Below are 15,949 nucleotides of genomic sequence, written 5' to 3' on the forward strand. Positions count from 1 at the left end.
GGAGGGAAGGATGCCGACGGGTGACCAACGGCCGGCGACGGACGCCGGCTCTCCATGGCTTCCGGGGTGGGAGCCGCGCCCCGGCCGTCTCGCGCGGGCGCGGCTGCGGACCGACGAGGACCGCGAGGCGATCGAGCGGTTCCGTCCGGAGGATCTGCTGCCCGCCCTGACGATCTTCGACTGCCTGCGCGCCGCGGCGGCCGAGGATCCGGGCAAGGCGGCGATGATCGCGCTGGAATCCGCCGATCCGTCGGTGGCGCCGCGGGTCGTCAGCTACGCAGACCTGATCGCCGCGCTGACGCGGACGGCGAACCTCTTCCACCACCTGTCCGGCGATGAGCCGCCGTCGGTGGCGGTGGTGCTGCCGATGATTCCCGAAGGGCTGATCGCCGCCTACGCGGCGACGGCCGGCGGCATCGCCACGCCGATCAACCCGTTCCTGGAGGCCCATCACATCGCGGGGATCCTGCGGGCCTCGCGGGCGAACATCCTCGTCACCACCCAGGACCGGTTCCAGGACAGCCTCGCCGCCATCGCGGCGGAGGTGCCCACTCTGCGCCACAGCCTGATTATCGGTGGACCGGGCGGTAGACCGGATCCGGAGCGCGACGTCGCGGCGGCGGCCGGGCGCCATCCGGCAGACCGGCTGGCCTTCGACCCGCCCGCCGACCCCGACCGGGTCGTGATCCACATGCCGACCGGCGGGACCACGGCGGCGCCGAAGCTGGCGAAGCTCACCCATCGCGGCCAGCTCACCGTGGCCTGGGTCGTCGGGGCCCTTATGGGGCCGGCGCCGGACGGCGTCGTCGGCCACGCCATGCCGAACTTCCATGTCGGCGGCGCGGTCACGCTCGGGCTGCGCACGCTGCTCCACGGGCAGACGCTGCTGACCCTGACGCGCGACGGGTTCCGCAACCCGGCGGTCATCGCCGGCTTCTGGGACATCGCGCGGCGTCACCGGATGACCTCGGTCCTCGCCACCCCGACCACGGCCGCGGCGCTGCTGGCCGACCGCGACGCCCGCGCCGACGGGCACGCGCTGGTCGATTTCCATTGCGGTGGCAGCACCGTGCCGCTGGCGCTGATGCACGGCTTCCACGAGCGGTTCGGGGTGTGGCTGCGCGAGAACTGGGGCATGACGGAGCTGCACGGCACGATGACCGGGCATCCGAACGACGGCGAACGGCCGGTGATCGGCTCGGTCGGCCGCACGCTGCCCTTCTTCCGCACCAGGGCGGTGGTCGTCGACGACGACAACGTCTTCCAGCGGGACTGCGCGCCGGGCGAGCGCGGCGTGCTGGCGCTCGGCGGTCCGACGGTGATGCCGGGTTACGTCGATTCCCGGCTCGACGCCGGCTATTTCATCGCGGGCATGCCGGACGGCGAACGCTGGGGCAACAGCGGCGATGTCGGGGCGGTGGACGAGCGCGGCTATGTCTGGCTGTTCGGCCGCGCGAAGGACGTGATCATCCGTGGCGGCCACAACATCGACCCCAAGCCGGTCGAGGAGATCCTCGTCCAGTTCCCCGGCGTGCAGCTTGCCGCGATGGTCGGCCGGCCGGACGGCCGCAAGGGCGAGCTGCCGGTCGCCTACGTCCAGCCGGAGCAGGGTGCGGTCATCGACACCGCCGCCCTGCTGGCCTTCTGCGCCCGGCACACCCACGAGCGCGCCGCCCTGCCAGCCGAAATCATCCTGGTCGAGCGGATGCCGCTGACGGCCGTCGGCAAGATCGCCAAGCCGGCGCTGAGGACCGACATCCTGCGCCGGACGGCCGAGGCCGCGGTTGCCGGAGTCCTGCGCGACGGCGACCCGGCCGCCGCGGTCACGGTGGATCTGTCCGGCCTCCGCCCGAAGGTCCGCGTCACGCTGGCGGGTGGGCCGGCGGGCGCCTCGTCCGATCCAGCCCTCCGCGCCCGGTTGGAGGCGGCGCTGTCCGGCTTCGAGTTCGAATCCGAGATCCGGACGGGCGTCGCCAATAGGTGAATTGAAGTCACTAAATCGAACGGTACAGCGCCGAAAAGGCTCATCAAACGGCTATTTTACTTGCTATGATCTGAAATGAGATTGACTCACTAATACATATTCGCTAGCGTACGGACATCATCACGGAGCGTCGCGTCCGGCCGAGGGAGGCAAACATGGACAAAAACGAAATCCTCAGCGTATTCAACGGTGTCGCAACCGACCCGTTGGGCTACGCCCGGGCATGGAAGGACGCGAACCGGCGTCCGGTGATCGGGTCATTCCCGATGAATTTTCCGGGCGAGCTCGCCCATGCCGCCGGCGCGCTGCCGGTGATCCTGCAGGAGGCGCAGGACGCGATCACCTTCGGACACGGCGTCCTGTTTCCCTTCTACTGCGGTTACACGCGCAGCGTCGTCGATCAGGCGGCGAAGAACGACCTCGACTTCCTCGACGCGATCATGTTCGGCGACCACTGCGTGCAACTGCTGGGTGCCGCCGATGCGGTCCGCCAGCTTCTGCCCAACACGCGGGTGATCTTCTTTCAGCTCATCTCGTCGATGTGCGATCCCTGGACGCTCGGCCGTTCGCGCGAGAGCTTCGAGACGCTGAAGGCCGAACTGGAGGATTTCGTCGGCCGCCCGGTCGAGGACGCGGCGCTGCACGCCAGCGTCCGCCTGTTCAACCGCAACCGCCAGCTCATCCGCCGGCTCTACGAGATGCGGGTGTCCGGCGCCGTGGCGCTCACCGCCACCCAGATGCAGGCGGTCGTCAAGTCCAGCATGATCATGGACAAGGCCGAGCACACCGCGCTGCTCGAAAGTCTGCTGGAGCAGGTCGAGCGGAATCCCGAACCCAGCCCGCAGGGCATCCGCCTGCATCTGTCCGGCCATTTCTGCCAGGCGCCCAAGCGCGAGATCCTCGACATGATCGAGGGGTGTGGCGCCATCGTGGTCGGCGACGACCTCTACCACGGCTTCCGCTACATCTCGACCGACGTGCGGCCGGACGGCGATCCGATCGACGCGCTGGCGGAATGGTATCTGGCCCGCAACACCGGCGTGCCGTGCCCGACCCGCGTGCAGAACAACGTGGACTGGGACGGCTATCTGCTGAACGCGATCGAGCGCGAGAAGGCGCAGGGCATGATCGTCCTGATGGCCAAGTTCTGCGAGCCGCACATGTACTACTACCCGGAGGTGAAGGAGGCCTTCGAGCGGCGCGGCGTGCCCCACCTGCTGATCGAGACCGAACACGAAGCCATGGCCATCGAAAGTCTCAAGACCAGGGTCGAGACCTTCCTGGAAATCGTGAAACGCCGGGAAGCGGCCTGAAGGCCGTCCCGATCCAGCCAAAGCCGAGGGAAAGCACCATGAACATGATCGCGCCGTCGCCGAACCAGGCGAACAAGCTGAAGGCCACCCGCATCGCGGGCAAGCTGGTCAACGAATATTGGGAGATGGTCTGGCGCGCCAAGGAGGAGGGCAAGCTGGTCTGCTGGTACGAGGGATCGGCGATCAACCCCTTCCTCCAGGCCGCCGACATCTGCTGGGTGCATGGCGAGGCCTATTCGGCGATGCTCGCCGCCCGCCACCAGGAAGGCCCGGCCCAGCAGGCGGCCGAGGAGCGCGGCTACATGAAGGAGCTGTGCTCCTACGCCCGCACCCATCTCGGCTGCGCCGTCACCAACCAGCGCAGCCGCAACGACACCGACACCGGCGTCAGCAACGCGCCGGACGACGACGATTTGGCTTCGAAGCTGCCGGCGCCGGACATGATCATCAGCGCCTACGCCTATTGCAGCACCGGCCAGCAGTGGGACGAGATGACGGCGCGGCTGTTCGGCAAGAAGATCCCGATCTTCAACGTCTCGATCCCCTGGGTCTGGGGCGCCAAGAAGGACGCGCGCTACCTGCACGGCCAGGAATGGGACGAAACCTCGCAATATGTCGCCCGCCAGCTCCAGGACATGGTGAAATTCATCGAGGAGCGGACCGGCAAGCCCTATCCCTGGGACCGGCTGCGCGAGCTGATGGGGCAGGTGAAGCGCGCCTCCGAACTGCGGCTGGAGGCGATGGACATGTGCACGGCGCGGCCGGCGCCGGCCAGCTTCTTCGACTGGGTGGTCAGCATCGCGCCGATCAACAACCTGCCGGTCGGGCCGCAGATCGTCGATTATTTCCAGACCGTCCGGGACGAGGTGGCGGCCCGCGTCGCCGCCGGCGAAGGCGCCGTGCGCAAGGAGAAGTACCGGCTGTTCTTCGACGGCATCATGAACTGGAACAAGGTTGGCTGGCTGGCCGAGAAGTTCGCGCGCTATGACGCCGCGGTGGTCGCCGGCCGCTACACCCACATGGCGTTCTGGCAGGAGCCCAAGCTGATCGACCCGCAGAACCCGGTTCTGGGCATGGCCCAGAACTACCTGATCTGCCCGAACAACCACGCCGCCCCGATCCTGATCGACCTGATCATGGATCTCTGCCGCAAGTACGAGGTCGACGGCATGGTCATCCACGCCTCGCGCACCTGCCGGGCCTTCACCAACCCGCAGTTCCTGATCGCCGACGCCGCGCAGAAGCGGCTCGGCATCCAGACCACGATGTTCGAGGGCGATGTCACCGACGAGTCCTTCTACAAGGACGAGCTGCTGAACAGCCGGGTCGAGGCGATGCTGGAGGCGATCGACGCCCGCCGGATGGCCGCCGCCTGAGCCTTCGCGACACGCACACGCACAGCAGGAGAGCATGATGAAGTCCTACGTCATGGGCATTGATTTCGGATCGACGACCGCGAAGACCGTCATCCTCGACCTGAAAGGCCGGATCGTGTCCTCCTGCGTCGCCCACATGGGGGCGGTGAGCGGCGAGGGGGTGAAGTCCTCGATCGAGGGTGCCCTTGCCGAGGCCGGCATCACCCAGGAGGATGTCGGCCGCACGGTCAGCACCGGCTACGGCCGCCGGATGCTCGACGTCGCCGACAAGAACTACACCGAGATCACCTGCCACGCCCGCGGCGCCGTCTCCATGGTTCCGGACGCGCGGCTGGTGATCGACATCGGCGGGCAGGACAGCAAGGTCATCGCGGTCGACGCCAATGGCCTGGTCGCCCAGTTCGCGATGAACGACCGCTGCGCCGCCGGCACCGGCAAGTTCCTGGAGGTGCTGGCCCGTGCGATGGAGATCGATCTGGCCGAGATGGGCGGCATCGCCCTGAAGGCGGAGAACACGCTGAAGATCTCCAGCATGTGCGCGACCTTCGCCGAGACCGAGGTGATCTCGCTGCTGGCCGAGGGCAACAGCAAGCCGGACGTGCTGGGCGCCGTCCACGCCGCCATCGCCAGCCGGACGCTGGGGCTGATCGGACGCGTCGGCAAGAAGGGGCCGGTGGTGATGACCGGCGGCGTCGCGAAGAACGCGGCCGCCGTCCACCACATCCAGCAGGCGCTCGGCATGCCGCTGGTCCTGCCGGAGACCCCGCAGATCGCCGGCGCGCTGGGGGCGGCGCTGCTGGCGCTCGACGATTACCGGGCCTCGAACAAGGAGGAGCTGGCGCTGATGGACGACGATGAGCTGGAGCAGCGGATGGGTGAGGCCCGCGCCTGCGCCCCCGGCTGCAAGGGTGTCCCGTCGGCCGCGCCCTTCGTTCCGGCGGAGCCGCCGGCGAGCCGGATGAAAGCGTTATGGAACCGCGTGCAGAGCAATCTGTGACGGCGTTGGACGGGGCGGGCGGCAGCAGGGAGGCATCTCATGGACAGGTTTCCGGCGCTTCGCCTGATCCTGCGCTTCGGGCGGGGCGGGGCCGCCGTCCTGGCGGTCCTGCTGGCCGTTCTGGCGGTGGCGCTGTCGTGGAACGGCCTGGGTTGGGCCGCGCTGCTCACCGCGCCCCCGGCTCTCGCCGTCACCTATCTCTTCGCGAAGAGCTACGTCGAGATCGTCCAGATCATCACGGAAATGGTGCACTGAGTGTCGGTGCCGGTTGGCGGACAGGGTGAAGTCATGAAAATTCTGGTGCCCGTGAAGCGGGTTGTCGATTTCAACGTGAAGATCAGGGTGAAGGCCGACGGCTCCGGCGTCGATCTCGCCAACGTCAAGATGTCGATGAACCCGTTCGACGAGATCGCGATCGAGGAGGCCGTGCGCCTCAAGGAGGCCGGCAAGGCGAGCGAAATCGTCGTCGTGTCGATCGGCCCGGCCCAGGCGCAGGAGGTGGTTCGCACCGGCCTCGCCATGGGGGCCGACCGCGGCCTGCTGGTGCGAACCGACGCGGCGGTCGAACCGCTTGCGGTGGCCAAGCTGCTGAAGGCGGTGGCCGCGCAGGAGTCCCCCGATCTTATCATCCTAGGCAAGCAGGCGATCGACGACGACATGAACGCGACCGGGCAGATGCTGGCCGCCCTGCTGCGCTGGCCGCAGGGAACCTTCGCTTCGCAGGTCGTCGTCCGCGACGGTTCCGTCGAGGTCACGCGCGAGGTCGACGGCGGTCTACAGACGGTGTCCTTGAAACTCCCGGCGGTGGTGACGACGGATTTGCGCCTCAACGAGCCGCGCTACGCTTCGCTGCCCAACATCATGAAGGCGAAGAAGAAGCCGTTGGCCGAGACGACGCCGGAGGCGCTGGGCGTCGACGTGGCGCCGCGGCTGGAGGTGCTGACGACGGCCGAACCGGTCACCCGCAAGGCCGGCGCGAAGGTCGCCTCGGTGGAGGAACTGGTGTCCAGGCTGAAGAACGACGTGGGGGTGCTGTGATGGCTGTCCTGGTGCTTGCGGAACACAGCAACACCGCGCTCAACGACGCCACCGCCAAGGCGGTGACGGCGGCCTCGGCGCTTGGTGGAGAGGTCCATGTGCTGGTGGCCGGCCTCGGCGCCTGGGCCGCGGCCACGGCAGCGGCGTCGCTTGCCGGCGTCGCCCGCGTGCTGCTGGCGGAAAGCGAGGAGCTGGCGCGGTCGCTGGCCGAACCGGTGGCCGACCTGCTGGTTGCGCTGGCCCCCGGCTACGACGCGATCGTCGCCCCGGCGACCGCGAACGGGAAGAACATCCTGCCCAGGGCCGCGGCGCTGCTGGACGTGCAGGTGGTGTCGTCGGTGACCAAGGTGCTGGGACCGGACCGCTTCCTGCGGCCGGTCTATGCCGGCAACGCGATCCAGACCGTGCGCTCCACGGACTCGAAGAAGCTTCTCACCATCCAGCCGGCGAGTTTCGCCGCCGCCGGGCAGGGTGGTTCGGCGCCGGTGGACAGCATCCCGGTGACGGTTTCGGCGGACTTGTCGGCCTTCCTTTCCGAGGCGGTCTCGTCGTCGGACCGGCCGGACCTTGCCTCGGCGAGGATCGTCGTGTCGGGGGGCCGGGCGCTCGGCTCGGCGGAGCGCTTCCGCGCGGTGATCGAGCCCTTGGCCGATAAGCTCGGGGCGGCGATCGGAGCCAGCCGCGCCGCGGTCGACGCCGGTTACGCATCGAACGATCTCCAGGTTGGTCAGACCGGGAAGATCGTGGCGCCGCAGTTGTATGTCGCCTGCGGCATCTCCGGTGCGATCCAGCATCTCGCGGGCATGAAGGACAGCAAGGTGATCGTCGCCATCAACAAGGATCCCGACGCGCCGATCTTTCAGGTCGCCGATTACGGCCTCGTCGCCGATCTGTTTACCGCCGTCCCGGAATTCACTGCTGAACTTTGACCTTCCGGCCTCCCCAGCGCGGTTGTTCGCGTTGGTTCGAGCGACCCCCGCCTTGACGTTCCTTTTGGCGGCTGTGGTCGCTCTACTGGCCCGGCGTTTACATAAGACGCCGGGCCTTCTTTTTTGCATTCACGGTTGGTTCGTTCAACGTCTTATACCAGAGTCGGAAATTTCTGACTCTGTGTGGCTGTGGGTTGCGGTTTGGGGTCGGTGGTGATTCCCTGTGTTGGACCTCACCCTCGAGCGCCCCCCGCCATGCCAGCCTTGAGGATCCGCAGCGATCTGAGTTCGGACGAGTTGCGCCGTCTGGCCCGTGGCGAGAGCGACGGCCGTGTTTGCCGACGCCTGCTGGCGATCGCCATGGCGCTGAATGGCACCAGCCGGGAGGCGGCGGCGCGGCAAGCCGGCATGGACCGGCAGACGCTGCGCGACTGGGTCGTGCGCTACAACGCCGAAGGCGTGGAGGGCCTGGGGGATCGGACCCGCACCGGCCGACCGCCGCTTCTGGCCGATGCCCTGGAGGCGGAATTGGCCGCCCTGATCGCCGCCGGGCCCGATAGCGAGCGGGACGGCATCGTCGAATACCGGGTTCGGCATATCCGCGAACTGGCCCTGCGGCATTTCGGGGCGGACTACAGCCGCACCGGCATGCAGGACCGCTTGTACCGGATGAAGCTGTCCTTCCTCACCCCGCGCCCGATCCATCCCAAGACCGACGCGGCGGCCCAGGAAGCGTTTAAAAAAACTTTGCCGACCGGCTCGCCGCCATCGGAAAGGAGCATCCCGAAGCGGGCGCCGTGGAGGTCTGGTTCCAGGACGAAGCCCGCATCGGCCAGAAAGGCACCCTGACCCGGCGATGGGCGTCGCGTGGCAGCCGGCCACGCGCCGTGCGCGATCATCGCTTCAAGTCGGCCTATCTCCTCGGCGCCGTCTGCCCGGCACGCCACACCGGGGCCGCCATCGTCATGACACGCGCCAACACCCAGGCGATGACCCTCATGCTGGAGGAAATCAGCCGTACCGTCGCACCCGGCGCCCACGCCGCCGTGGTCATCGACGGAGCGGGATGGCACACCAGCGGCGACCTCGTCGTGCCATCCAACATCACCCTCGTCCCGCTCCCGCCCTACAGTCCGGAACTCAACGCCATCGAGAGGCTTTGGCAGTTCATGCGCGACAATCTCCTGGCCCACAGGCTCTTCCCCGACCTCAACGCCATCCTGGATGTCTGCTGTCAAGTCTGGAACCAGATCCTCGCCGAACCAGGACGCATCCGCTCCACATGCGGCTACTCATGGGCCTTACAGGTCAAAACTTAACGGCTTTGGTATAAGTAGATGCTTCGATTGCTCAGCGGACGACGCTGGCTAAGCACCTATTTCGGTAGGGATCGAGGTGGGCCTGCTCTGTTGGACTTCCGTGCTTTTCGGTGGGGAGGTTTTCATGGGCAAGTTGGTTCAAGATGACGGCTGGCGATTGCCGGGTGAGTTGTGGGAGCGCATGGAGCCGCTGCTCCCGGAGCGTCCGCCGCCCCCGCTGGGCTGTCATAATCCGCGGGTCCCGGATCGCGCGGCGATGGATGCCATCGTCTTTGTCCTGCGGACCGGCAGCCAGTGGCAGACCCTGCGGGCGACCGGGATCTGTTCACCGTCTTCCGCTTACCGTCGCTTCCGCGAATGGATCGATGCCGGGGTGTTCGAGGAGTTCTGGCGCCAAGGGCTTCTGGCCTACGATGCCTTGCTCGGCATCGACTGGACCTGGATGGCCGTGGACGGGGCGATGACCAAGGCGCCCCTGGGTGGGGAAAAAAGTCGGCCCCAACCCGACCGACCGCGGCAAGCTGGGAACCAAGCGTTCACTGCTGACCGACGGCCGCGGTCTCCCCCTCGGCCTCGCGGTCGCTGGCGCCAACGTGATCGACTTCAAGCTGCTGGAACAAACGCTTGAGGCCACCGCCGTACCGCGCCCCGCACCGACGCCAGCGCAGCCGCAGCATCTTTGCCTGGACAAGGGCTACGATTACGATGGCCCGCGTCAGATCGCCTATGACTACGGCCTCACCGCCCATATCCGGCGCCGGGGCGAGGATCGATCCGCCACCCCCGCCCAGCCGGGAAAACCACGAAGGTGGGGAGTGGAGCGCGCGCACTCCTGGCTCAACCGCTACCGCCGCATCCTGGTCCGCTGGGAAAAGCTCGCCCTCTCCTACAAGGCCATGCTCCACATCGTCTGCGCCGTCACCGTCTGGCAGTTCGTCTCCCTACTGGAATAGGTTCTAAGAACGACAGCGAATCTCCTCTTTATCTTGCTGCCGATAGTATTTGGATCCGTGCTGGGAAAATACCGGGTCTCAAGGTTGGCTGGCGGTGCGATGGTGGTTGCCGTACGGTAGGGAAACGGCTTGAGCGCGGGTGAAGTTCATGAATTTCCCTACGGAAATACGCCGCGCCACCAGGACGTGCTCGACACCGAGATGGACGAGGCCATCGACTGTCCGAAGGTTCGGATGACCGAGCAGGGCGCGGATGGCGGACAGGCTTGCGGGATCGCGCCAGATCGGCCAGGCGAGCGAAAAGCCGTCCCTCCAGGCCCCGCCGAGGATCGCTGGCCGCACCCGCCCTGCCCGCGTTTCCGGAACGACGGTCAACGCCGCCAGTCCTATTGCAGCCAGACGGTTCGCTCCGTGCTGCGTGCCGGGCTTATAGGCGGCGTCGGTCGGGCTGCCCGCCATCAGGGCGTAGCGGACGTCCTCCTCCGGATCCCAACGGAAGGAGAAGGTCGGGTCGGCGCGGTGCCAGGGAGCGAACAGCGCTTCGGTCAGGCAAGTCGCCGCGGTCAGGGTCACGGCCGCCTTCCCGCGTCCCCGTGGTGGTGGCGCGCTTTCCGCCGGCACGCGGGCCAGCTGGTCGAGGAAATGCTGGTGCCCCTGGCCGAACAGCAGGCACAGCGGCGTCGGATCGACCGGGGCCGTGTCCGGCTTGTCCTCGTCCTTGATGGCGGCGTCGGTCATCAGCGCGGCGAGCAGATCCGCCCGGTCGCCGGGCTCTGCCGCCTTGAGAAGGCTCCGGGCTTCGGTGCGCGTGTGGTTCAGATCATTCCGCCCGTCGAACCGATGGGCGGCGGCCAGGATCGCCACGCCCTCGGCCGCCTCCTCGGCGACCTCCGCCGCCGTCAGCGCCCTGGCGAGGTGCAGGACCGGCCGCAAGGGCGGAGCGTCAAGGCTCCAGGCGGCACGGGGGCGGAGCTTTTCGCCGTCGGGACGTTCGCGGTCGCCGGCTTCGAGCGCACGCAACAGCCCCAGCAACGCCAGGAAGGCCAGCAGGTTGTCCGGCTCCAACCCGAGGAGGGGGTGAGCGAGGGCCGGAACGGTTTGGACCGTGGTCATGCGGCGTCTCCTTCGTTGTCGGTCCTGTCCCGGTCGGCTGTCCGTTTCGCCGCTTCGGCGGACGCATGGTGGTCGGCAAGCCGCAGGATGGCTTCCAGGCGGGCCAGTTCCCACACGCCGTAGCGGGCCTTGAGCCGCTCGAACAATCCCGGCCAGTCCAGCCCACCGCGATCGAATCCGAGCGACTGGGGACCCGGCCCGGCCGGAAGTTCGGCCGGAATGCCGAGAATCGCCGGCAGATCGGCGCGCGTGCCTTTGTCGTCCGGGTCGGCGTGGGGAAACAAGGGGCGGCCATGACCGTGATGGGTGCCGACCAGCCACAGCACGAGGTCGGGGTCCGCGGCCCTGTCCAACCGTTCCGGCATATGGAGCGCCAGCCGCACCGACAACGCCTCGTGCCGCCATTTCTCCGGCAGGTTGGCGCGCTCGCGGGCGTTGCGGGGCAGCGCCCGCCCGGACTTCGCCAGCACGCGGTCGGGATCGGCCCCCAGCGGATCGCCGGAAGCCAGCCACCGCTAGAACCTGGAATCGGCCTTGCCGAGGTCGTGCAGGAAGCCGGCAAGGGCGAGGTCGGTGACGCGCTCGTCCGAAAGGCCGGCGTCACGGGCAAAGATCCCGGCCTGCCTCTCGACGTCGCCGCTGTGCTCCGCCAGCGACAACGCGTAGCCGGGCAGTGAACCCGCGGCGTCGTCCTCCGTCGCGTTCACCCCGTCGGTTCCGCCATCTTCGATTTCCGCATCCTTGAGTCCCAGGGGGGCGACGAAGACGATTCCTCTCGGGCCGCCGCCGTCCTCGCCGTAGAGATCCCAATGCATGTGGACCGCGTTGCGGCCGCGTCCCTTCGCGGTTTTCAGCCGTTCCAAGGCAGCCATCGTCTCGGCGGGCAGATCGAGGCCGGCGAGAGCCTCCCGTACCCGCTTCCAGTCCGCAACCTCCACCATGGTGGCGAGACGATCGCGGAGGCGGGCCGCACGGGCGTCGGTGTCGGCGGTTTCCCGCCGGATATGCTCCTCCGGCGTCTCGCCACTTTCAGGAGGCAGGCCGATACGCAGCAGGCCGGGCGCCACCCGCAGCGCGAAGCAGCGTCCGACGAAGGGTTCGGCCGCCTTGGCGGCGATGTCGGAGACGGGCAGGGGGGATCGTCCGGGGGATCGTCCGGCCTTGGGCTGTTCCGGATTCCAGCCGAAGCGGTCGAGACCGCCATAGGCGGCCGGGACGACGATGGTGTCGCCGGGACGGATGCCGGCGGGGGCGATCCATGCCGAACGCTCGTCGCTCCCCGCCCAGCGGAAGACGCGCTTCGGGACGGCCGGCGGGGCGGAGGATGGGGCCGGCGGCCGGTGGAGCGGGTCCTCGTCCGGCGCGTCGGCCGGACTGTCGGCAAGGCGGTCCAGCCCGGCGTCCTGTCCCGCCAGCCAGCGGCGCGCCGTCCAGACCGGCAGTTCGATCGCCTCGGCCGAGCGGGGCGGCACCAGCAGCAACAGGCGGCGCAGGGTTTCGTCGTCCTGAAGGTTCGGAGCAACGTCGGCCCGCCAGATTACCGACACCGCGTCGGGCTGCCGCCGGGGACCGTGCAGATAGAGGGCGACCTCCGGATCGGCGAAGGGGATCGGCGCCGTCTGGCTGAGCAGGGCGAGATGGGCCGGCATCAGGACCGGGGCGTCGGTGCCGGGCGACGAGCAGTCCCGTGACGGCGGATGCCGTTCCAACTGCTTCTCGAAGGCCGCCGGCCCGAAGTCGAGGGAGGGCAGGGAGGCGAGATGATCCCATGCCGCCTTGATGGAGCGGCCATAGACGGGATCGTCGTAACGCGACGAAAGCTCCGCCTTGCCGGCGAGGATCGCACCATAGGGCGCGATCGGCCGTCCGGCGCGGTTCAGCCGGCCGAAGCGCTGGCGCAGCGCGTCGAGCGGTGCCGCCTCGGTCACCAGCCCGTCGAAATCGAGGTCGGCCCCGGCCTCCAGGCATTGGGTGGCGACGACGATCGTCGTCCGGTCGAGGCTGCGTGTTTCATCGGCTTGCCGGAGCTTGGTGCGCAACGGGTCCAGTTCGGCCACCACCGCGTCACGGTCCGGCGCGCGCGTCGGGCCGATCATGAGGACGGGATGCAGGTCGTCGTCCGGGGCCGCCGCCAGATGTTCGAATACCCGCCGGGCGCGATTGACGCGGTTGACCACCACGGCGACCGCCGGCCGTGGGATTCCCCGGCTGCGCAGGGCCGCCACGGCGTTGCGGGTTTCCTCGACGATGGCGGCGATCCGCCGGTTCTCATCGGCCGTGCCGGTTTCCGGGGCATCGTCGTCCGGCCCTGAGCCGGTTTCCACGGCTTCGGCCTTGCCCTTGGCCGGGGCGATCAGGCGGACCGGCTTCGACGCGGTCAGGCGGGCGGCCAGGATTGGGTTGGCGCGGTCGTCGTCGTCTAATTCGAAGATGCCGGTCCCGCCGGTTTCCTTGCGCGGCGTTGCGGTCAGCGTCGTCACCATCCAGGGGGACAGGGTATCTCCTGGCCGGCCGTCCGGTCCGCCTTCCGGCCTGGGGACCGTCCGATAGCGCTCCACCCGCTCCAGCGTCTGCCGGAAGGGGTTGGCGAGATGGGCCTCGTCCAGCAGGATCAGGCAGTCGGCGCCGATCAGCCCGGCATGGATCGGTTTCGCACCGTCGGACAGGCCATAGCCCCGGAACAGCAGCCGGGAGCCGATCTGGTCGACGGTGGAGCACAGGATCGTCGGCTGCGCCGGGCTGCGCGCCCAATCCTCCTCGCGCGGGATGCCGCCGCGCAGGCGGCGCGCGATCAGCGGCGGGGAGTCCGCGCCGGACAGTCGCTTCAGCCGTTCGGCGACCCGCGCGGCGATGCCGCCGGTCGCTTCGCGCAAGCGCTTGGCGATAATGCCGGCCCGTGTGAAGGCGTCGTCCACCACCAGCCGGCGATCGACGACGAAGGCGATGCGCATCGGCGCCCGTCGCCGCGGTCCACGATCGGCCTCCAGGGCGAGGTGAAAGACGGCGACGTCGATGGCCGCCGTCTTGCCGGACCCGGTGGGAAGGGCGAGAGGGGGCCACGCTCCCCGCTCCGCGACCTGGGACGCGAGCCGCTGCTGCCAGGGAAAGGGGGCGTGACCGTGGATGTCCTCGAAGAAGGCGGAGAAATCCGCGTGGGTCAGCGCGGTCATGACCGCCCCTCCGCCGGTGTCGTCGGGTCGAGCGGACGGCACAGCCCCAGCCCGACGAAGCGGCCGGCGCCAAGCAGGACCGGGCCGCGAACCGGCTCGGGAAAGCGGATCACCGCGTGGGTCAGCTGGCGGCTGGCGAGCGGGCCGGGCAGTTTCCACCGCATCCAGGCCGGCGCGTTGCCGGACGGATAGGCCGAGGGCACGCCCTCGACGGCGGAATGCTTGTCGGGCACGATGTCGTCCGATTTCGGTTCCGGAAGCCCGGCGTTGCGGCAGGCGGCGGCGATCTGGTGGGCGATCTCGTCCTGCCGGGCGGCACCCCGCTCCTTCAGGTGGCGGTCGAGGACGATCGGCGTCACCGTGGCGAAGATCGTCCCCGGCGTCGTGTAGAGCGCCGGGTCGAACGAGCGCAGCCTGGAAGGAGGCTCGAAGGTGGGGGCGAGCGCGAGGTCGAAGGCGTCGAGAGTCACGACATGGCGGTCGGACTCCGGGTCGTGCACCGCGATCGCCCGCAGCGCCCGGCGGAAATCCGCATCGTCGAGCGGGTTGCCGTCGCGCGGCGGAATCACCGCGAAGCCCAGCGCATGGCCGTCGGCATGGGGAAAGCCGGTGAAGCCCAGCGGCACGATGGCGATGTGGGGGGAGCGGGACGGCATGGTGTCGGGCCGGTGGCCGCTGACCGCCTCTGGGATGCGGTCGCCCAGGCCGATCCGATGGTAACCGCTGAGCAGCGCCCTGTGGATGGCCTTGGCGACGAGGGGGGTGGACCGCAGGTCGGGCATCTCCCTCGTCCGTTTCCTCGGTTCGGTCTCCAAGACGACATGCTCCAGAAAGAGCCAGCCTTCGCCGAAGACGCTCTGCGCGGCCTTCCGGGCCTCACTCGCCAGCGGCTTCACCGGCATGCCCCGGTTGGGTCGGCGTCCGGCGTCGAAGTCGCGGCGGAGTTCGTCGAGCCGTCCGGGATAGATCGTCCGCGTCGGCCGTCGGGCGTTCTCGGGCGGTGGTCCTGAGTCGGCGCGGGTGAAGTGGCAGCGGGTCAGGCTGGTCGAATGGCCGACATAGGCGGTGTCGGCGGCCGGCGGTGCGCAGTTCGACCTCGCCGGTCCGGCGGTTTTCCACCGGTTCGACCGGGACGCGGACGGCGACGATCTCCGAGACGAGGCAGCGGGCGAACTTGGCGCCGAGGCCACCGCCCTCGCCAGTCGAATGCCAGGCCCCGAACAGCAGCGCGCTCGGCGAGGTCTCCAGCAGCGCCGAGGCGTCCTCGGGCTTCGCCTTGGCCAGCCGCTCGCCGACCGGGCTGTTCATGAAGGGCTTGCCGTCGAGCAGGCTGTCGCGCAGGACGGCGTCGTAGACGCGGTGCGGCGCGTCGAGCGAGGTGACTTCCGACAGGCCGGCCAGATCGAAGCCGTTGAAATCCACCACCACATGGGGAACGGGCGCATCACCGGAGCGGTGGGCGGCGAGCAGGCTCTCTTCCAGCCGGTTCGCTTGGGACTGCGGGCTGTCGACCAGCACGCAGGCCACATCCTCGCCGTTCAGGCGGCGCACTTCGTAGACGTGGGTGGGCTGGGCATTGCGGCCCTCGCCGGGGTAGGTCGGGGGGAAGATCTTGTCGCCTTGCCCACCGACGGGCTGGAGCGTCTGCCGTCGGCGCAGGGCGGCGTTTCCGGCGACCATGCGGGTGAGCGTGGCGATGTTCATAACCGTCATCTCCTGTTTTACAGGGTTAATCCATTCGAGGCGTTGGCTCCAAG

13 protein-coding genes and 1 pseudogene are annotated in these 15,949 nt (G+C 68.7%); 9 read left to right on the top strand and 5 right to left on the bottom strand.

Going from position 1 to position 15,949, the window contains the following annotated elements:
* Positions 1 to 10: 10 nt before the first annotated feature.
* The 9 genes from JN22_RS06965 to JN22_RS07005 all read left to right on the top strand — a co-directional run bounded on the left by JN22_RS06965 (position 11) and on the right by JN22_RS07005 (position 9,909).
* The gene (locus JN22_RS06965) at positions 11 to 1,984 is read left to right on the top strand and encodes an AMP-binding protein (protein WP_085553197.1); all 1,974 of its coding nucleotides are present in this window, start codon (positions 11 to 13) and stop codon (positions 1,982 to 1,984) included.
* A 155-nt stretch (positions 1,985 to 2,139) separates the two neighbouring features.
* Complete coding sequence (locus JN22_RS06970; protein ID WP_085553198.1) at positions 2,140 to 3,297, top strand: 2-hydroxyacyl-CoA dehydratase subunit D; 1,158 nt, start codon at positions 2,140 to 2,142, stop codon at positions 3,295 to 3,297.
* Between the two features lie 38 nt (positions 3,298 to 3,335).
* Positions 3,336 to 4,673, top strand: a complete 1,338-nt coding sequence (locus tag JN22_RS06975; protein ID WP_211099589.1) for a 2-hydroxyacyl-CoA dehydratase subunit D — start codon at positions 3,336 to 3,338, stop codon at positions 4,671 to 4,673.
* Positions 4,674 to 4,707: 34 nt separating this feature from the next.
* Positions 4,708 to 5,670 (top strand): acyl-CoA dehydratase activase, encoded by a 963-nt coding sequence (locus JN22_RS06980; protein ID WP_211099590.1) that lies wholly within the window; start codon positions 4,708 to 4,710, stop codon positions 5,668 to 5,670.
* A gap of 39 nt (positions 5,671 to 5,709) precedes the next feature.
* Positions 5,710 to 5,925: a hypothetical protein gene (locus JN22_RS06985; protein WP_085553200.1), complete on the top strand. Its 216-nt coding sequence runs from the start codon at positions 5,710 to 5,712 to the stop codon at positions 5,923 to 5,925.
* Between the two features lie 33 nt (positions 5,926 to 5,958).
* Entirely contained in the window at positions 5,959 to 6,708 is a 750-nt protein-coding gene (locus JN22_RS06990; RefSeq protein WP_085553201.1) for an electron transfer flavoprotein subunit beta/FixA family protein, read from the top strand.
* A complete protein-coding gene (locus tag JN22_RS06995; RefSeq protein WP_085553202.1) occupies positions 6,708 to 7,637 on the top strand; it encodes an electron transfer flavoprotein subunit alpha/FixB family protein in 930 nt (309 codons plus the stop codon). Before JN22_RS06990 ends, JN22_RS06995 begins: the two co-directional genes overlap by 1 nt.
* Before the next feature lie 255 nt (positions 7,638 to 7,892).
* A protein-coding gene (locus JN22_RS07000; protein ID WP_143268169.1) for an IS630 family transposase occupies positions 7,893 to 8,956 on the top strand; the annotation gives its coding sequence in 2 pieces (ribosomal slippage) (positions 7,893 to 8,376 and positions 8,376 to 8,956; 1,065 coding nt in all).
* Positions 8,957 to 9,080: 124 nt separating this feature from the next.
* Positions 9,081 to 9,909 (top strand): IS5 family transposase gene (locus JN22_RS07005; protein ID WP_211099591.1). Its coding sequence is split into 2 segments (ribosomal slippage): positions 9,081 to 9,449 and positions 9,451 to 9,909, totalling 828 coding nucleotides; the frame shifts between segments, so codons are not numbered across the junction.
* 78 nt (positions 9,910 to 9,987) lie between these two features.
* On the opposite strand, the gene JN22_RS07010 is transcribed toward JN22_RS07005, so the two are convergent.
* The 5 genes and pseudogenes from JN22_RS07010 to cas7g all read right to left on the bottom strand — a co-directional run.
* Complete coding sequence (locus JN22_RS07010; RefSeq protein WP_085553203.1) at positions 9,988 to 11,022, bottom strand: type I-G CRISPR-associated protein, Cas3-extension family; 1,035 nt, start codon at positions 11,020 to 11,022, stop codon at positions 9,988 to 9,990.
* Complete coding sequence (locus JN22_RS07015; RefSeq protein ID WP_085553204.1) at positions 11,019 to 11,492, bottom strand: hypothetical protein; 474 nt, start codon at positions 11,490 to 11,492, stop codon at positions 11,019 to 11,021. Before JN22_RS07015 ends, JN22_RS07010 begins: the two co-directional genes overlap by 4 nt.
* Before the next feature lie 45 nt (positions 11,493 to 11,537).
* Positions 11,538 to 14,192, bottom strand: a complete 2,655-nt coding sequence (gene cas3g / locus JN22_RS07020) for a type I-G CRISPR-associated helicase/endonuclease Cas3g (protein ID WP_085553205.1) — start codon at positions 14,190 to 14,192, stop codon at positions 11,538 to 11,540.
* On the bottom strand, positions 14,189 to 15,382 hold the full coding sequence (gene csb2, locus JN22_RS07025) for a type I-G CRISPR-associated protein Csb2 (protein WP_085553206.1): 1,194 nt from the start codon (positions 15,380 to 15,382) through the stop codon (positions 14,189 to 14,191). Before csb2 ends, cas3g begins: the two co-directional genes overlap by 4 nt.
* Positions 15,336 to 15,905 (bottom strand): annotated as a pseudogene (cas7g, locus tag JN22_RS07030) (type I-G CRISPR-associated RAMP protein Csb1/Cas7g); the annotation flags it as partial. The gene csb2 and the pseudogene cas7g, both read right to left, overlap by 47 nt.
* Between the last annotated feature and the right edge of the window lie 44 nt (positions 15,906 to 15,949).

Source organism: Azospirillum agricola, from assembly GCF_020005195.1.
In the GTDB taxonomy this organism is placed as follows: domain Bacteria; phylum Pseudomonadota; class Alphaproteobacteria; order Azospirillales; family Azospirillaceae; genus Azospirillum; species Azospirillum agricola.

Coding starts and splice junctions, on each gene's coding strand:
- JN22_RS06970 (WP_085553198.1), top strand. CDS start 2,140: ATGGACAAAAACGAAATCCTCAGCGTATTCAACGGTGTCGCAACCGAC.
- JN22_RS07010 (WP_085553203.1), bottom strand. CDS start 11,022: ATGACCACGGTCCAAACCGTTCCGGCCCTCGCTCACCCCCTCCTCGGG.
- JN22_RS06975 (WP_211099589.1), top strand. CDS start 3,336: ATGAACATGATCGCGCCGTCGCCGAACCAGGCGAACAAGCTGAAGGCC.
- JN22_RS06995 (WP_085553202.1), top strand. CDS start 6,708: ATGGCTGTCCTGGTGCTTGCGGAACACAGCAACACCGCGCTCAACGAC.
- JN22_RS06965 (WP_085553197.1), top strand. CDS start 11: ATGCCGACGGGTGACCAACGGCCGGCGACGGACGCCGGCTCTCCATGG.
- JN22_RS06985 (WP_085553200.1), top strand. CDS start 5,710: ATGGACAGGTTTCCGGCGCTTCGCCTGATCCTGCGCTTCGGGCGGGGC.
- JN22_RS06990 (WP_085553201.1), top strand. CDS start 5,959: ATGAAAATTCTGGTGCCCGTGAAGCGGGTTGTCGATTTCAACGTGAAG.
- cas3g (WP_085553205.1), bottom strand. CDS start 14,192: ATGACCGCGCTGACCCACGCGGATTTCTCCGCCTTCTTCGAGGACATC.
- JN22_RS06980 (WP_211099590.1), top strand. CDS start 4,708: ATGATGAAGTCCTACGTCATGGGCATTGATTTCGGATCGACGACCGCG.